At 63.3% G+C, this 16,835-nt stretch carries 12 protein-coding genes; 4 read left to right on the plus strand and 8 right to left on the minus strand.

Translation table 11 applies throughout. The features are described 5' to 3' along the window. Positions 1–18: 18 nt before the first annotated feature. From Q362_RS19815 to Q362_RS0108280, 4 genes are all read right to left on the minus strand, one after another. Positions 19–1,773 carry a bifunctional diguanylate cyclase/phosphodiesterase gene (locus Q362_RS19815; protein WP_051553913.1) on the minus strand — a complete coding sequence of 585 codons (1,755 nt, stop codon included), beginning with the start codon at positions 1,771–1,773 and terminating at the stop codon, positions 19–21. Positions 1,774–2,035: 262 nt separating this feature from the next. Further along, positions 2,036–3,703 (minus strand): methyl-accepting chemotaxis protein, encoded by a 1,668-nt coding sequence (locus tag Q362_RS19820; protein ID WP_051553915.1) that lies wholly within the window; start codon positions 3,701–3,703, stop codon positions 2,036–2,038. A gap of 307 nt (positions 3,704–4,010) precedes the next feature. Then, complete coding sequence (locus tag Q362_RS0108275) at positions 4,011–4,757, minus strand: MltA-interacting MipA family protein (RefSeq protein ID WP_028318294.1); 747 nt, start codon at positions 4,755–4,757, stop codon at positions 4,011–4,013. Between the two features lie 407 nt (positions 4,758–5,164). Beyond that, complete coding sequence (locus Q362_RS0108280; protein ID WP_028318295.1) at positions 5,165–6,595, minus strand: diadenylate cyclase; 1,431 nt, start codon at positions 6,593–6,595, stop codon at positions 5,165–5,167. 366 nt (positions 6,596–6,961) lie between these two features. On the opposite strand from Q362_RS0108280, the gene rpmB reads away from it, so the two are divergent. Together rpmB and Q362_RS0108285 are read left to right on the plus strand one after the other, a co-directional pair. Next, positions 6,962–7,156 (plus strand): 50S ribosomal protein L28, encoded by a 195-nt coding sequence (gene rpmB / locus Q362_RS22800; protein WP_084312467.1) that lies wholly within the window; start codon positions 6,962–6,964, stop codon positions 7,154–7,156. A gap of 98 nt (positions 7,157–7,254) precedes the next feature. Beyond that, positions 7,255–7,512, plus strand: coding sequence for a hypothetical protein (locus tag Q362_RS0108285; protein ID WP_028318296.1), 258 nt, complete (start codon positions 7,255–7,257; stop codon positions 7,510–7,512). A gap of 27 nt (positions 7,513–7,539) precedes the next feature. Here the strand turns inward: Q362_RS0108285 and Q362_RS0108290 are convergent, their stop codons facing one another. Then, a complete protein-coding gene (locus tag Q362_RS0108290; RefSeq protein ID WP_028318297.1) occupies positions 7,540–8,367 on the minus strand; it encodes an SDR family NAD(P)-dependent oxidoreductase in 828 nt (275 codons plus the stop codon). A gap of 75 nt (positions 8,368–8,442) precedes the next feature. On the opposite strand from Q362_RS0108290, the gene Q362_RS0108295 reads away from it, so the two are divergent. Then, positions 8,443–11,346, plus strand: coding sequence for a M16 family metallopeptidase (locus Q362_RS0108295; protein ID WP_028318298.1), 2,904 nt, complete (start codon positions 8,443–8,445; stop codon positions 11,344–11,346). Between the two features lie 34 nt (positions 11,347–11,380). Here the strand turns inward: Q362_RS0108295 and Q362_RS0108300 are convergent, their stop codons facing one another. Together Q362_RS0108300 and Q362_RS0108305 are read right to left on the minus strand one after the other, a co-directional pair. Next, a complete protein-coding gene (locus Q362_RS0108300) occupies positions 11,381–12,307 on the minus strand; it encodes a universal stress protein (protein ID WP_028318299.1) in 927 nt (308 codons plus the stop codon). 55 nt (positions 12,308–12,362) lie between these two features. Further along, entirely contained in the window at positions 12,363–13,331 is a 969-nt protein-coding gene (locus tag Q362_RS0108305) for a membrane protein (protein ID WP_028318300.1), read from the minus strand. A 123-nt stretch (positions 13,332–13,454) separates the two neighbouring features. Between Q362_RS0108305 and Q362_RS0108310 the strand changes: the two genes are divergently transcribed. After that, on the plus strand, positions 13,455–14,621 hold the full coding sequence (locus tag Q362_RS0108310; RefSeq protein WP_028318301.1) for an RtcB family protein: 1,167 nt from the start codon (positions 13,455–13,457) through the stop codon (positions 14,619–14,621). A 194-nt stretch (positions 14,622–14,815) separates the two neighbouring features. Here Q362_RS0108310 and sppA read toward each other — a convergent pair whose 3' ends face one another. Further along, positions 14,816–16,684, minus strand: coding sequence for a signal peptide peptidase SppA (gene sppA, locus Q362_RS0108315; RefSeq protein WP_028318302.1), 1,869 nt, complete (start codon positions 16,682–16,684; stop codon positions 14,816–14,818). Positions 16,685–16,835: the final 151 nt, after the last annotated feature.

Genomic DNA, 16,835 nt, shown 5'->3' on the forward strand with positions numbered 1-16,835 from the left:
CCGGCGTGGCGGCCGGGGTCATATCGGCGCTGCGACGAGCGGCGGGTCGACCGGGAGTTCGTGGATGTACAGCACGCTGCCGGGCAGGGCCTTGGCGTGATGCTTGGCGATGGAGGCCTCCTCGGAGAGATCGATGTGGCAGCGCCAGGGAGAGGGATGGATGATCACCGCTCCGGCCGACAGGGTCATCTGCCCGTATTGCCGTTCGCGGCCTTCGCGGTCGGTGGTGGTGATCACGCAGCCGATGTGGCCGTTGTACAGGCCGCCGATGCTGTCGTCGAACTGCCGCAGTATCCGCTCCACCTTGTGCTGCCAATCGTCGCTGCGGAAGATGACCACGAAATCGTCGCCGCCGATATGGCCGATGAAGTCGATCTGGTCGTCGATATTGGCTGTCAGCAGGTCGGAGACGAAACGGATCACCATGTCGCCCCGGCTGAAGCCGAAGAAATCGTTGAAGGGTTTGAAGTTGTCGAGATCGAAATAGCAGACGGTGAAGGGTATGTTCTGGCGGAACAGCTTCTGGAGCTGTTGCTGGATGGGTACGTTGCCGGGCAGCAGGGTCAGGGGATTGGCGTGGCGGGCGCGGCTGACCTGGAGCTTGGTGATCTCGTGGAGCAGGTCGATCAGGCGGCCCTTGCCCGCCAGCCGGCAGTCGTCCAGGATGATGAACTCGTCGGTGTGGATGTCGAGCGAGGTGGTGAGGCGGTAGCTGACTTCCTCCAGCGGCAGTTTCTTGTCCACCTGCAGAATGTTCCGGTTCATGAAGCGGAGGATCGGCTGCTTGCCGTACAGTTCCTTGCCGTAGAGGCTGGCATAGAGATTCATGAATTCCCGGCGCAGCACCAGGCCGAGCACCTCGGTTTCGTGGACGACCACGATCGACTCCAGCTCCGGCGTCGAGGTGAACAGGTCGCCGACCTCCCGGACCATGGCCTCGGCCTGCACGGACACCACCGGCCGGGTCAGCATCTCCACCGTCGGCGCCTCGTCCTCCTCGGCGACCCGCACCTCCTTGCGAAACAGTTTCGAGGAAATGGCCACCGGCGGCAGTTCCACGGGGCGGCTGAAATAGTAGCCCTGGAGCATCTCCACCCCGATCTTGCGCAGGGTGGCGTACTCGTTGCCGGTTTCCACCCCTTCGGTGATCACCCTGCATCCCAGGGCGGTGGCGGTCTTGAGGATGGTGCTGACGAATTGCTGCTTGGTGCGGTCCTGGTCGACGCCGTGGATGAAGTGGCGGTCGATCTTGACGATGTCCGGCCGGATCTCCGACCAGAGCTTCAGGCCCGAATAGCCGGCGCCGAGATCGTCCAGCGCCACCCGGAACCCCATCTCCCGGTAGTGGACCATGGCCTGCTGCATCAGATGCACATCCTCCACCGGGTGGGTTTCGGTCAGTTCGATGATCAGCTGGGAGGGAGTGAGGCCGGCCTGTTCGATGAGTTCCAGGGTCTGCCCCTCGCGGAAATGCTCGTGGACCAGGCTGAAGGGATCGACATTGATGAACAGCCGTCCCGGCAGGCCCAGTTGGGCAAAGCGCTTGATCACCGCCTGCCGGCAGAGCAGGTCGAGTTCCGCCAGGAGGCCGGTTCTGGCCGCCGCCTCGAACAGGCGGGTGGGGGCGTGCAGCACGGTGTTCACCGGGCCGCGAATCAATCCCTCGTAACCGTAAATCTGCCGGGTCCGGATATGGATGATCGGCTGGAAATGCACGCGGACATCCTGACGCCGGATGACCGCGCGCAGCAACTCTTCTGTTTTCTGGTCCATGGGTTCTGTCGATCGTCGCCGGAATGCGTCGGCTGAAGGTCCTGGTACGAAGGGATTGTGGCGGGATGCTCGCTCCTGCCGTTTCCCTTGTATCGGGATTGCGTTACGATGGGATTAAAAATGCGTTTGTTTTGGATTGGCCGCGGTGCCGGAAGAAGGCGCGGAACGGGACCGGAACGACGCGGGGGAGCGGTGCGGCGACGGGAGGCCGGCAGGGACCGGACGAATGGGAGCGCCCATTCGTCCGGGGGGCGAAGAAAGGTCAGACCTTGAACCGCTGGACCAGTTTTTCGAGTTCAACCGCTAGTTCCGCCAGTCCCTGCGCGCTCTGCAGGACCTGATTGCTGCCGGCGCCGACCTGGCCGGACTGCTGGTTGATGCCGGCGATGTCCCGGGTGATGTCGGCGATGACCACCGTGGATTGCGCCACGTTTTCGTTGACCTCGGCAATGCCCTGCGAGGCCTGGGCGATATTGCCGGCTATTTCGCCGGTGGCGGCGGACTGTTCCTCGACCGCAGTGGCTATCCCGTTGATGACGTTGTTGATCTCGGCGATGATTCCCGAGATGTGCTCGATGTCCTCGACCGTGGTGGCGGTGGTGGCCTGCATTTCGCCGATCTGGTTCTTGATGTCGATGGTGGCTTCGGCGGTCTGGCGGGCCAACTCCTTGATTTCGTTGGCGACCACCGCAAAACCCTTGCCCGCCTCGCCCGCCCGCGCCGCCTCGATGGTGGCATTGAGGGCGAGCAGATTGGTCTGTTCCGAAATCTCGGTGATGGTTTCGGTCACCCGGCCGATTTTCCTGGCCGATTCGCCAAGCGCGGCCATTTTTTCGGACGCCAGCCGCGACTGCCTGACCGCACCTTCGGAAATGGAGCGGGCTTTCTCGGCGTTCTGGGCGATTTCGCCCACGGTGGCGGTCATCTCCTCGGCCGAGGAGGCTACCATGTTGACGTTGCCGGTCGACTGTTCCATGGCAGCCGATACGGACTGGATATTGGTGCTCATTTCCTCGGTGGCCGTGGCGACGGTGGCGGCCTTGTCCGCCGTGTCCTCGGCGGCGACGGAGAGTTGTCTGGAGACGGCGGCGAGTTCGTTGGACGAGTTCGCCAAGCGCTTCACCCCGCCGACGATTTCCCTAATCATGCCTCCCAGTTGCCCCACCATGGTGTTGAGCGATGCGGCCATCAGGCCGATTTCATCCTGCTGCCTGAGATGCAGTTTGACGGTGAAATCGCCCTTGGCCATGGTCTCGGCCAGAGCCGAGGCCCTGTGCACCGGGCCGGTGATCGAGCGGACGATGAAGAAGGCCAGAAGTACGCTGAGGACCAGGGCCGAGAGGAGGATCGTCGCGGTTATCCGGGTGGCGAGGGTCGCCATGCCCGCCGCCCTTTTTCCCGCATCCTGGGCCAGCTCGGTCTGCAGGCGAATCAGGTCCTCGGCGATGTTCAGATAGGTGGCCTGGATCTGCCGGTAGTCGCCCAGCAGGAGCGTCTTGGCCTGGAGCGTTTGCCCGTCGGTGATGAACTTGACGATGGCATCGAGGTGCCGGGAAAAAACGGGGCGAATGTCGGTGATGATGCTTTTCACCAGTGCCGCGCCCTTTTCGTCGGTGACGGATGCGGTGAGTTTTTCCAGCAGCCCGCTGGCACTTTTCCGTGCTTCGGCTACCCGCTCCAATTCGGTTCGCCGACGCCCGCTGTCGTCGTCGAGGAGCAGGTTGCGAACCGCACGGGCCACGACGTTGATGTCGCGGATGAGCGCGTTGGCTTGCTCGACCTTGACCATCCGGTCCGTGACCAGCAGGTCGATTTCATGATGCAACTCCTTGATCTCCTTGATGCTGTATCCACCGACCAGGAGCATGAGCGCCAGCAGCGCGCCAAAGCCGAGGCTCAGTCGTGTTCCGATTTTCAGATTGTTCAACATACGGACTCTCCTTTGTGTTGAGGGGGACGGCAACGCGGCTTAGCCGGAAGAGCGACGCGAAGGACGCTCGAACCGGCCACACCTGTTACCAGATGTATTCACGCACGTTTGGGGACAAATGTCAAATACGGCCCCGCGGAAATCCGGCAAGGAGATACCAAGGGCAGATGCGCGGGAAAAAGGGGGGAATCGGGGGCGCTTTTTTTGCGGAGGACGGGATGGAAGCAGGGGGAGCGGAATGGAACCCCCCTTCCCGGGGGGCATGCCGATGCCGGGAAGAGGGGGAGAGGAACGGAGGAAAGAGGGGTCAGAAGGTGTAGGTCAGGCTGATGCCGCCGTAGACGTTGGTGTGCACGGACTCATCTGGCAGGGCGTCGTCGTCCAGGTTGTCGGCCAGATTGATATTGGCGCCGATGCCGAAGGCCTCGGTGGCCATGTACTTCACCGAAGCGGTGAGTGTGTAGTTGAAGAAACCGCTGTCCGTACCTCCTGCGTAATACTCGGTGAAGTCGTCACCGGCATAGCTGACCAGAGCGCTCAGGCCCAGGGTGGTCTGGTCGTTGAGGTTGTAGGAGTATCCCAGGCCGGCGGTGATGTAATAATCCGAGACGACATCGATATCGTAGTAGATCTTGGTGGAGATGGCGAACCCGGCGCCAAGGTCGTAGCTGAGGCCGGCGAACAGTTCGGTGGTGTTGCTGTCGGCATCGTCGGAGGCCTCGGGGAACAGATAATGAATGATGCCGAGACTGGCGTCGACGCTCCCCAGCTTGAAGGCGTAGGAACCGGTCAGGTCGATTTCGGAAAATCTGTTGTCGTTGAGGGCGCCGTCGTAATCGTCGACGTCGTAGTTGCCCCAGACATTGAAGGCGAAACCATTGTGGGAAACATCCATGCTCGGCTGCAGGACAAAGCCGTTGTTCATGGTCAAGCCACGCCATACGTAGGCGCTGTTGGCGTCAAGGGCGGCGGTGGCGGTCGCCGCGGTTGCCTGGGGTGCGGTGGTGGCCATGGCGAGGGCGGCAAAGGCGGCCACGGAAAACAAACGTTTCATATTCTCTCCTTTTTCAATAAATGTTGCAGCGGTCCCCCGTGCGAAGAGAGTCTGGCTGTCCGGGCAGGCCGTCTTTGCACGTGGCGCAGTAGTACATGATGGTTACAATTATGCACGTATCGTGCCCTTTTTGATAGAGTTTGAGATTTTGAAAAATTAATTTATTGTTAGTATGTTGCTCGAGAAGGTCTGGGGTGAGGTGACGGAAAATCGCATTTCATGTAACATTTATGGCATAATTTTTTATGTATATGCTCAAAAATGTAACGATGCGGGGGTGGGGGTGCGATTTTGCGCGGGGCAGGGAAAAGCGACAGGGGAAAAGAAGAGTGGCGGGGAGGGTTTCCGGCTGGAACGGCGGCCGGCCATCCCGGCTCAGGCGGGTCCGGTCAGCCGCCGAAGGGCGGTCATTTCAACTCGATGATGACTTCCACGTCCGGCCAGCGTTTCGCCACCGGCTGAATCGAGGGGCGGGCGATCACCTTGCAGAACAGTTTGCTGTCGGTGGAGATCGACTCCAGATAAATCGGGGTGGTGAGGACTTCTTCGTTGATTTTTTCTTCCTTGGTGACCGGAATGGTGACCAGTACGGTGTCCGGGATCACGGTGATTTGCTTGATCTTCAGGTTGCCGGGGAGTTTGCCGATGATCTGGGGGGTGATCGGCACATTTTTCTGCACCACGGCGGCCAGGGTCAGTTTGAGCTGCTGGGGGGAGGTGTCGAGCAGGGTGATCCCCTTGGGCAGCCGCAGGTTTTCGCTGGTGATGATGATGGTCTGGCTGCCTTTGGCCATTTTGGACAGGTCGATCTTGACACTGGGCGGGTTGTTGGCCAGGTTGTCGATCTCCGATTTGGGGCCGGAAAGATAGAGTTTGACTTCGTTGGCTTTTTCGCCGACCAGCACCAGGTCCTCGGCCGGGGTGGTGTAGTCGATGGTTGCCGGGAGGACGCGCTCGACCACCTCGCGTTGCGAGATGATGAGGGTCGACCAGAAGACGATGGCGATGATCAGGCTGGCGGCAATCTGGAAAATGGTTCGTTTGCGGATTTTCGGGGTGCTGTCCCGATTGAGGAAGCCCATTTCCCGCTGATGACTGACAATGGCCTTGGCGATTTCATCGGTGGTGCGCACCGGGTGCATCTCGCCGTTGACAAAGACCGAAACCTTGCCCCGCTCCTCGGAAACAACCAGGGCCAGGGCGTCGGTCTGTTCGGCGAGCCCCATGGCGGCATGGTGGCGGGTGCCGTATTCCTCGGAAAGTCTGGTCGACTGCGACATGGGCAGCCGGACCCCGAATTGGGTCAGCTTGCCGCCTTCAATGATCACCGCGCCGTCGTGCCCCGGTGAATTGGAATCGAAGATGCTGAGGATGAGCGGCAGGCTGGGGACGGCGTTCAGTTGATAGCCGCCTGAAATCTTGCCGTTGATCGGCTCCTTGCCGGGGAAGACGATGATGGCGCCGCACCGTTCCTGGGCGAGCTTGACGAGGGCTTCGCCGATGAGCGCGTGCAGCGAGGTGTCCTGATCCCTGAGCCGGTGCGGCGGGACCGAGACCGCCTTTTCCAACACCTTGCGCAGTTCCGGCTGGAAAATGATGATGAGACCGAGCACGGCCACGTTGCTGACGTTGTGGTAAATCCACTCGATGCCCTTCAGTTGGAGGGCGTTGGCCAGAATGAACACCACCAGGGCCAGGAGGATGCCGGCCATGATTTTCCATGTGCCGAGGCGGAGCAGGGTCCGGTAGAGAAAAAACAGACCGGCGGCAATCAGGAGAATGTCAAGGACTGACCGCCACGAGAGAAATTCATAAATCAGTGTGACGGCATGTGGCATGCGGTGATTCCTTGTGGTACGGAGAACGGTGCGGCATCGGTGCCCCGGTTGTCCCGCGCGGCGGGAACGCCGTTTTTCGCAGGTACAGATGCGGCGGGTCGTGCGGCTTTCGGGGCGTTTTGATTGTAAGGACGATTATAACAAAAACCAACCATTGAACGAAGAAAATTTCTGTATCGTTTTTGCCGGGTTATAGGTACACCTTGCCAAGGGCTGCAAGGCTTCCGCCGTCCCGCCGCCGCGCGCGGCCGATGGGGTCGCCCGGAGCGAATTCTGGGGGACGGCTGCGAAAAGAACTTGCTTTTTCATGGTGCGAGGCTATTATTCGCGGCTATTGTCAAACGATTCACCTGAGGAGAAACGATCATGGCCCGTACGTGCGAAATCTGCGGCAAAGGCCCCTCGACGGGAAACAACGTCAGCCACGCCCACAACAAGACCCGTCGTCGTTGGTTGCCCAATCTGCAAAGGGTGCGCATGCAGACCAGCAGCGGCAGTACCGTGCATGCCAACGTCTGTACCCGTTGCATCCGTTCCGGGGCTGTCGTCAAGCCAGCCTGATCCCCCGTTTTTGTCGTGCAAGGCGCGCTGACCCGTGCGGCCCGCCTTGCACGTGTGCGTTGCTCCCGTCCCTTGTCGGCCGGAGTGTGGAGTGTTCGATGAGCGAAGATGCAGTCCGTTTTCTGCCCTATGACGAAGCGGTCCGCCTGGTGGCCGCCATCCAGGAGGAAGAGGACCTCGACGACCCGGATCACCGGATCCTGACGGTGTACAGTCATCAGGACAAGGAACTCTGCTGGTACGACTTCGACGAAGTGATGCGCGATGCCGGCATCCGGCAAAACGACCCGGCCGCCAAGGAAAAGGTGACCGACTACATCATGCACCACCTCCCCGACTGGGTGCTGGAAAGCTGAGAGCACCATCCTCGGAACGTTCCCCTGCTAGAGAATCCCTTCGGGCATGACCGAAGGGCGCTCCCCCCCCACCACGTAACCACCGTCCAGGCGCAGAACGGCGCCGGTCAGGAAATCCGCATCCCGGATCAGAAACAGCACGGCCTGCGCCACCTCTTCCGGTGTGCCCGTCCTCCGGAGCAGGGTGTGCGCCAGCAGGTCGCACCGCTGCTCCTCGGTGAGCAAATCCCACCCCCTGGTGCCCGGTCCGTGCCGGAAATCGATCAGGCCCAGCATGATTTCGTTGACCCGGATGGAAGGCGCGCCGATTCTGGCCCAGGTCTCGGTCAGGGACTGCACGCCCCGGTTGGCTGCGGCATAGCCGTCGTTGAACAGGAGCCCCGCCGGCCCGGACCGGCCGACGATCCCGGCGATCGAGGAGACGTTGACCACCGTTGCCGCCCCGCTGCGGCGCAGCAGGGGCAGGGCGTGGTCGAACACCAGCCATTTGGCGCGCAGGGTGGTGTCCATTTCCAACTGCCACTGCTCGCGGTTGACTTCGCGCCGATAGCCGCCGTGCAGGATCGGCATGCCGCCGCGCTCGACGTTGTTGACCACGATCTCCAGGCCGCCGAACCGTTCGTCGATGGCGGCCATCAACGCCGCCACCTCATCCGGCTGGCGCAGGTCGGTCCGCAGCAGCAGGTGGCCGTCCCGGCCGCCGCCGAATTCCTCCTGGAGGGCCGACACCGATTCGGGCCAGTCGAACCAGGGCAGGATCAGGCGGACGCCCTGATCGGCCAGGGTCCGGGCGACGGCCAGGCCGATGCCGCGCGTCGCCCCCAGCACCAGGGCCCGTTTGCCGGCGATAATCATCTTGTTTCCCCTCCGGGCGCACACTATAGTCTGACAGTTGTTTCCGTTGTGTACACCAAACCTCGAGGTTCGACAATGCCGCAATCCGTCTTTCCGTTTTCGTGGCGCCGCGTGGCCGCCCTGTTTTTCGCGCTCCTGTTCCTGCCGTCGCTGCTCGGCGCAGAGTCCATCGGGCCAGCGCCCCGGCCAGCGCAGCCGTCCTGCCTGGCCGCCAACTGGCCCCACGACGGCAGCGATCTGCCACCGGACCCGGCGCTCACGTTCGGCAGGTTCGCCAATGGGCTCCGGTACGTGCTCATGGCCAACGACGAGCCGAAAAACCGGGTGGCCCTCTACCTGGTCGTCCGGGCCGGCTCGCTCCAGGAAACCGAGGAGCAGCGGGGATTGGCCCACTTCCTCGAACACATGCTCTTCAACGGCACCACCCATTATCCGCCTGGCACGCTGATCAAGTACTTCCAGTCCCTGGGCATGGACTTCGGCGGCGACACCAATGCCCGCACCGGTTTCGACGAGACGGTCTACAATCTCCTGCTGCCCTCGGCCGAGTCCGCGGTGATGGCGGAGGGCTTCAAGGTGCTGGCCGATTACGCCAGGGGAGCCCTGCTGCTGGAGAAAGAGGTGGATCGGGAGCGGGGCGTCATCCTGGCGGAAAAGCGCAGCCGCGATTCCGCCGCCAGCCGGGTCTCGAAAAAACAGATGGAGTTCGATTTCGCCGGCACCCTGGTGGCCCGGCGCGATCCCATTGGGGTGGAGGAGGTGCTCAATACGGCCGACAGCCGCCTGCTCCGTTCGTTCTACGACCGGTGGTACCGGCCCGACAACATGATCGTGGTGGTGGTCGGCGCCATGCGTCCGACGGAAACCGCGAAACTCCTGGAGACGGCCTTTGCCGGACTGACGGCGGCGGAGGCAACGGTGTCATGTCCGGAGACGGGGTCGGTCAAGGAATCGGGAATCGAGATCCTCGTCCTGCCCGAACCGGAACTGGGCTCCACCGCGCTGAGCCTGTCCACGGTGGGCAACATCCAGCCCCGCCAGGATTCGCGGGCCTGGGAAATCGAGCAGTTGCGGCAGTACATGGCCTCGATCCTGCTCGGCAACCGGTTGGATCAGCTCGAACAGCGTCCGGGCAGTCCCCTGGCGCAACCCCAGACGCACGCCGGCCTTTTTCTCAGACAATACCAATACGCCACCCTGACCGCCCGGACCGAGCCCGGCACATGGCGGGACGGGCTGGCCCTGTTGCAGACGACGCTTGCCCAGGCCCTGAAGCACGGCTTCACCGAGACGGAGCTGGCCCGGGGCAAGCGGGAAATCAGGGCGCTGCTGGACAAGGCGGTGCAGACCGCGCCTTCCCGCGACAGCCGGGAGATTGCCGAGGAAATCATCCGCAAGCTCGGCGACGGCGAGGTTGTCATGAGCCCGACCCAGGAGATGGCGTTCTATGGGCCGGAGGTCGATGGCCTCACCCTGACCGAAATCAACGATGCCCTGCGCCAGCAGTGGAGCCAGCCGCGACGGCAGATCCACCTGGCCGGGGTTTTGGAACCGGGGCTGACGGCCGCCCAACTGGAGGACCAGGTGCGCGCGCTGTACAGAACTAACGAAAGCAAAGAGATCCCGGCCTGGGTGGAGGCGCAGCGGGCGCCTTTTCCCTATCTGGCGCCGCCGCCTGTCCCGGCAAACGAGCCGGTCGAACGGGCGAGCCACAAGGAGATAGGCGTGGAGACGGTGACCTTGCCCAACGGCGTGGTCCTCAACGTCAAGGCCACCGATTTCCAGGCTAATCAGGTGTTGCTGTCCGTGCAGTTCGGCAACGGCAGGCAGGCCGAACCGGCGGCGGGCATGGCCCTGGCCGCCGAGGCCCTGATGCGGGAAAGCGGCATCGGCAGGTTGACCCGCGAGCAGTTGGGCGAGGCCCTGGCCGGGACCAACGTCAGTCTCGACTTTGCCGTCGGTCCCGAAAGCTTTTCCTTTCAAGGCGGCAGTTTGCGCAATGAATTCGAAACACTGCTGCACCTGCTCCGCCATCGCCTGTACGATCCGGTCTTCCGGGCCGAGGACTTCCGCCGCAGCCGGGAAAACCTGCGGCGGATGTACGATCAACTGGCCGGCACGGTGGAGGGGATCGGCCAGATCCAGGGAGACCGGTTTCTGGCCGGGGGCAGTCCGGAGTACGGGCTGCCGACCTGGGACGAGGTGAACACAATCGATCTGGCCCGGATCGGCCAGTGGCTGGCGCCTGCTTTTGCCCGCGAACCTCTTGAAATCAATGTGGTCGGCGACATCGATCCCGGCGAGGCGGTCACGCTGGTGCGACAGTATTTCGGGGCGGACCGGCGGCAGGCCGGGGAGGCGCCGCCGGTACAGCCGATCGTGTTCCCGGCCGGCGAACAGCGTCGTCTGCAGGCGGCCAGTTCCCTCGACCGGGCGCTTCTGACCGTGGCCTGGCAGACCAGCGATTTCTGGGATATCGACCGCACCCGGCGGCTCAACCTGCTGGCCTCCGTGTTCGACGACCGGCTGCGGGTCAAGATCAGGGAAGAGTTGGGAGCCACCTATGCCCCCCGGGTGATCAGCCAGCCCAGCCGGGCCAACGCCGGCTTCGGCCTGATGAAAAGCAGCCTGATCGTCGCCCCGGACCAGGCCGAAGCGCTCGCCCGGGCGACCAGGGAGGTGGCCGCCGGCCTAAGCGGCAAGGGGGTCGGCGAGGACGAACTGCACCGGGCCCTGGAGCCAACACTGACCTCGATCAAGGACATCAAGCGCAACAATCGCTACTGGATGGAATCGGTGCTCAACCTGTCCAGCCGCCATCCGCAGCAGTTGCAATGGCCGCTCACCATCCTGGAGGGATTCGCCGCCATCAAGGCCGAGGAGTTGACCGAACTGGCGCGGCAGTACCTCGCGCCCGAGCGGGCGGCCACGGTGATCGTCGGGCCGTCCGTCCCCGGCCAGCCGGGCCCTCAACCCTGAGAAAAGGGCGGCAAAGGCAGGGTGGCGCGGGAGGTCAGCCCGCCAGCCAGACGGCGATGTTCTGCGCCTGTTTCAGGGTCTTGTCGGAAACGCCCCGGAGCTGCGCCTTGGCGAGGTCGCGACGACGACGGCCGATGACGATGGTGCCGCAGCGGTGCTGTTTGGCCTGGCGCAGCAGATCGCTGCCCACATCGAGATGCATCTGCATGGGCAGTTGGGTGATGCGGTGCCGGGGGATGCCCCCCTCGACCAGCAACTGAAGGTGGGCGTAAAAGAGGAAGTTCTCCAGATCGAGGTGTGTGTCGCACCACTCCCTGCCCCATTGGGCGTGAAACTCCTCGGGCCTGGCCGCCCGCTGGGACCCGAAAACCGAATTGGAGTGATAGAGGCAGATGTCGGCGCCCCCTGGATGGCTTTTGAGCATGTAGGCGAGGTGGTCGGCGGCCAGCAGCGAGGAGGGATGGCTGTGGACGGCGAGGAGAAACCGTTCGGCAGTGGCGCTGCCGTCCACGATCCACAGGGGCACCTTGTGGCATTTTTCGACCAGTTCGCCCGAGACGCTGCCGAAAAACATGGTGCCCACGGTGCCCAGGCCGCGGCGGCCGATGACCACGCTATCGTAGTTGCCATGTTCGGCCTCGTCGCGGATCGTGCCGCTGACACTGGCCGCGATCTTCACCCTGGTCTCGATCCGTTCCCGAGGAAATCCGTCCCGGACCAGCCGGTCCTCGGCCTCCCGCAGATGCCGGCGGGCCACCCACGCCCGCTGCTCCGCCTCGGGGGACTGGCCGCGGAGCGGGTCGACATCGAACATCCAGTCCTTGCCGCCGCCCCCGCTGGAGACTACGCTGAACAGGTGAAGGGAAAGGCTCGGGTCGGAACGGAAAAGTCTGCTCAGATATTCCAGGCTGTTGCCGCAGTACACCGAACCGTCGATCGCAACCAGAATGGTCTTGTCCATCGTGTCTCCCTCGCAAGAGGTGCCGGAGTGGGTGCCCGCCGTGCCGGCCGGGTGGCTACATGACCAGAGAATAATACAAAAAGGCGACCAGGGCTATGCTCAAGGCCCGGAATCCCTGACTGAAGAAGATCAGTTCCGCGGCCAGCACCGGTTTGAAGATACCCGCATAGTACGGGTATTGATGGCGGAGGGCGCGGATGGGCGAGGAGAGGATGTTGCCGATCAGGAGCACCAGCACGATTTCCTCCATGCGCATGGTGCCGCTGGCCAGCAGCGAGCCGGCGGCGGCGAGGCCGGCGGTGAACTCGGCGGCCATCTGAAAGGTGAGGATCGACAGGGCCTGGGGCGAGAGCCAGGAAAGCCAGGAGAGATGCTGCCCCATGAACCGTTCGGCGGCGGCGAAAAAACCGGCCTCGGTGAGGGCGTAGAAGATGATGTAGATCGGCACGGTATAGCCGGCGATCTTGCGGATGCGCCGCTTGAACCGTTTCATGGTGTTGTCGAGGGCGGCGCGAAAGGGATGTTCCGGAGCTGGGGGCAGGTCGACGGGGGCGATCTCGCCGTTGCCGGCGGGCAGGAGCGTCCGTCCCAGCAGGGTGACGAGCAGGGTCCGCAGGATGGCCGCGGCCACGGTCAGGCCGATGTAGACGAAGGCCGCGCCCTTGATCATCGGCGCGGCGATGAAAAAGGTGGTCGGCAGGTGGAGGAAATTGCTGGGCAGGCTGTTGAACAGGTTGGCCAGGATCAGTTCCCTGCGGCTCAACTGCCCGGTGGCGTACCCTTCGGCCAGCATGGTGTTGGCCGCCATGCCGGAAAAAAAGCACACCGAGAAGGAGGCGCCGGTCAGGGGCGAGAGATGGCCGAACCGGGTCAGCGGCCGGGCGATGACCGCCAGTTTTCCGGTCCAGTTGAGCGATTCGATGAACAGGGCCGCCAGCAGGCCGATGGCGAGAAAGAGGAGCAGGCGCAGCAGCGGCCAGCCGAGGTGCAGCCAGAGATGGGTCAGGGTGTCCGGGGTGATCATGGGCCAGGTGGTGTGGGCAGTTGTTTCAGGGAAAGTGCCGAATCGTGGGGCTCAGGGCCGACGAAGGGCCCGGTTCATGAGGCGGTACTATAGACCAGGGAGCGCAGAGAGCAAGAGGACACTGTGAAACGGACGATCTCCACCGAAAAAATACCGCTGCTGCTGTGGCTGGACGAGTTGGAGGACGAGGCCATGGCCCAGGCGCACCGCCTGGCGAACCTGGACTGCGCCTTTCACCACGTGGCCATCATGGCCGATGCCCATGTGGGCTACGGCATGCCCATCGGCGGCGTGCTGGCCACTTCGGGGGCGGTCATCCCCAACGCGGTCGGGGTCGATATCGGCTGCGGCATGCGGGCCGTCCGCACCGGCCTGGCCGAAGTGACCGTCCTGCAGCTCAAAAAGATCCTCGCTTCCCTGCGCACCGCCGTTCCCCTGGGGTTCAAGCATCACGACAAACCGCGGCCGGCCGAGGTCATGCCCGATCCCGGCGCCGGGGAACTGCCGGTGGTGGCCGGCGAGTTCGACAATGCCCGCCGCCAGATCGGCACCCTGGGCGGCGGCAACCACTTCATCGAAATCCAGCGGGGCAACGACCGGCGGATCTGGCTGATGATCCATTCAGGCAGCCGCAATCTCGGCTACAAGGTGGCCGGCCACTACAACGACTTGGCCGTCCGTCTGGCCAAAAAGGCGGGCAGGAACGCGGTGCCCAAAGAGTGGCAACTGGCGCTCTTGCCGCTGGATTCCCCCGAGGGGCAGAATTACCTGCGGGAGATGGCCTACTGCGTGGACTTTGCCCGGGCCAACCGGGGCGAGATGATGGCCGTGCTCCAGGAGATCGTTGCCGAGGCGACCGGCTGTGATCAGTTTGAGCCACCCCTGGACGTGGCCCACAACTACGCGGCCCGCGAGACCCATTTTTTCAAGGAAGTCTGGGTGCACCGCAAGGGCGCCACCCGTGCCTTCGCGGGCGAGTACGGCATCATTCCGGGGTGCCAGGGCAGCCGCAGCTACATCGTCCGGGGGCTCGGCAATCCGCAGTCGTTCATGTCCTGCTCGCACGGGGCCGGCCGGGTGCTCGGCCGCAAACAGGCCCAGCGGGTGCTGAATTTACAAGAGGAGATCGCCAGGCTCGAACAGAGCCGGGTTCTCCATTCCCTGCGCCACCGCGCCGATCTCGAGGAGGCGCCCGGCGCCTACAAGGATATCGGCGAAGTAATCGCCAACCAGCTCGATCTGATCGAGATCGCGGTCGAACTCCAACCCCTGGCGGTGCTCAAGGGTTAGGTGATTTTTTTTTATTCAAGCGAGATAGATGTTTTGGTCGTTTCGGCGTGCGGAGCGCGGGGAAATCTCGTCATGGCAAGGGGATTGCTCGCTTCCGCTCGAAATGACACGTCGTCATCCATATAATTTTATTCTACAAAGTATGGGATGGCCGATGTGGCAATAGAATGCGGTGCCGCTTTCGCGGCACCGGTTCAGCGGAAGGAAAGGGCCGAAAGCGGCAGCAGGCAGTGGGAATAGAGGCCCCTGGGGTCGCCCTGGAGCAGGAGCAGGTCGAGGTGCTCCGCGATTGGCCGCCGCAGCGGGGCCGGAACCAGGGTTGCGGGCCACAGCCGGGCCATCAGGGCCTCGACCGGCTGTTCGGCCCGTTGTTTGAAACGCTCCAGATAGTTCTCCGGCGTCAATTCGATGTAATAGCCATTCTCCGCCGGGACCTTGGCCCGCTTGGCGGCTTCGGCCACCGCATCCTGAAGGTCGCCCAGCTGGTCGACCAACCCCAGCTTGAGGGCGGTGGCGCCGTCCCACACCCGCCCCTCGGCGATTTTTTCCACCTGCTCCGCGTTCATGTTCCGCCCCTTGGCGACAATATCGATGAACCGGCGGTATCCCCGGTCGATGTCCATTTGCAGGATCGATGCCTCCGCGGTGCTCATGGTGGTGGTCAGATTGCCGAAGTGGGCGATGTCGGTGGTGCCGATGCCGTCGCTGTGGATGCCGAGCCGGGCCAGGGTTTTTTCCACCGTGGGAATGGCGCCGAAAATACCGATCGAGCCGGTGAGCGTGGTCGGCGCGGCCACGATCGCATCCGCCTCGGCCGCCAGCCAATACCCGCCCGAGGCGGCCATCGACCCCATGGACACCACCACGACCTTGCCGTCCTTCTTCGCCGCCGCCAGTTCCTCCCGGATCAGTTCGGATGCGAAGGCGCTGCCGCCGCCGGTGGCGATCCGCAGGACAATGGCCTTGACCCGCGCATCCTGGCGCGCCTTGCGGATGCGCTTGACCAGATCCTCGGCGCCGATCTGGCCGGTCGCCCCCTTGCCGGGCAGGATATTGCCGGAAGCGGCGATGATGCCGATTAGCTCTTTTTTCTCCCCGCTGTCGGTGTAGGAGGGGGTGACGGTGTCGAGATACTCCCGAAAGCCGATATGGTTGAAGCCCTTCTTGTCGGGCGCCGGGCCGGCTTCCTGACTGAGCAGTTCTTCCATCTCCCGGTGGGTCTTCAGGCCGTCCACCAAGCCGGTGGTCAGGGCCAACTGGGCCCGGTCGCCACCCGCCGAGCCGAGTTGGGCGGCCAGTTGGTTGACGTTGTCGACGAACACCCGTTTGTCCAGCTTGCGGTGGGCGGCGATGTCGTCGCAGTAGATATTCCACAGGTTGCCGAGCCACAGGCCGGTGTCCTCCTTTTCCTCGGCCGACATGTTGTCGCGCAGGAGCGGCTCCACGGCCGATTTGAACGCGCCGGCCCGGAAGACATGGAAGTTGACCGCCAGCTTGTCGAGCAGTTCGCGCGCATACAGGCGAAAAACCGAAAAACCGCGAAGGTGCACCGCGCCCAGGGGGTGGAGGTAGATCTTGTCCGCCCAGGAGGCCAGGTAGTATTGGGCCTGGTTGAAGCTGTTGCCCACGGCCAGCACTTTTTTGCCGGTCCGCTTGAAGGTGTCGATGGCCGCGCCGATGGTCCGGATCTGGTCGAGGCTGGCATCGCCCATGCGGTTGGTGTTGAGGACCAGCAGCTTGATCCGCCGGTCGTCGCCGGCGGCGCGGATGGCGTCGAGAATGTCCTGGAGAAAGGTCTCCTGGGGCAGGGGGGTGCCGGAGAGCCGGTTCAATACCTTGGTGACGAGGTCCATGGACGATCGCTGTTCGACGATGTCCCCCTCCGGGGCCAGGAGCAGGGCGCTCTGCATCGGCACCTGGACCTGGGGCGTATACAGGACCGCAGTGAGCACGAGCATGACCAGGCCGAGAAAAACGAGGTTGGAGACCACCGTCAGGCCGGAGCTGAGGAATTTCCACAACCAGACAAAGGGACGCAGCATCAGGGAAAAGAATTTCTTCACGGGACAACCTCGGGCTGGAGGGCAATCGGAAACCGGGCGACCCATCTGGCCCGGAACAGGGATGGCTTCACGGATGGATGAACGAACAGCATCTCGGCGGCACTTGGTGGCTTCTGCCCGTCGGCACAATGACCGGAGGGATATTTTCGGC

It is taken from the genome of Desulfobulbus elongatus DSM 2908, from assembly GCF_000621145.1.
Lineage (GTDB): Bacteria > Desulfobacterota > Desulfobulbia > Desulfobulbales > Desulfobulbaceae > Desulfobulbus > Desulfobulbus elongatus.

What these genes read in the sequence shown, in the direction of transcription:
- Q362_RS0108285 (WP_028318296.1), top strand. Translation starts at nt 7,255, where the DNA reads ATGAGCGAAGATGCAGTCCGTTTTCTGCCCTATGACGAAGCGGTCCGC.
- Q362_RS0108290 (WP_028318297.1), bottom strand. Translation starts at nt 8,367, where the DNA reads ATGATTATCGCCGGCAAACGGGCCCTGGTGCTGGGGGCGACGCGCGGC.
- rpmB (WP_084312467.1), top strand. Translation starts at nt 6,962, where the DNA reads ATGGCCCGTACGTGCGAAATCTGCGGCAAAGGCCCCTCGACGGGAAAC.
- Q362_RS19820 (WP_051553915.1), bottom strand. Translation starts at nt 3,703, where the DNA reads ATGTTGAACAATCTGAAAATCGGAACACGACTGAGCCTCGGCTTTGGC.
- Q362_RS0108275 (WP_028318294.1), bottom strand. Translation starts at nt 4,757, where the DNA reads ATGAAACGTTTGTTTTCCGTGGCCGCCTTTGCCGCCCTCGCCATGGCC.
- Q362_RS0108295 (WP_028318298.1), top strand. Translation starts at nt 8,443, where the DNA reads ATGCCGCAATCCGTCTTTCCGTTTTCGTGGCGCCGCGTGGCCGCCCTG.
- Q362_RS19815 (WP_051553913.1), bottom strand. Translation starts at nt 1,773, where the DNA reads ATGGACCAGAAAACAGAAGAGTTGCTGCGCGCGGTCATCCGGCGTCAG.
- Q362_RS0108300 (WP_028318299.1), bottom strand. Translation starts at nt 12,307, where the DNA reads ATGGACAAGACCATTCTGGTTGCGATCGACGGTTCGGTGTACTGCGGC.
- Q362_RS0108305 (WP_028318300.1), bottom strand. Translation starts at nt 13,331, where the DNA reads ATGATCACCCCGGACACCCTGACCCATCTCTGGCTGCACCTCGGCTGG.
- Q362_RS0108280 (WP_028318295.1), bottom strand. Translation starts at nt 6,595, where the DNA reads ATGCCACATGCCGTCACACTGATTTATGAATTTCTCTCGTGGCGGTCA.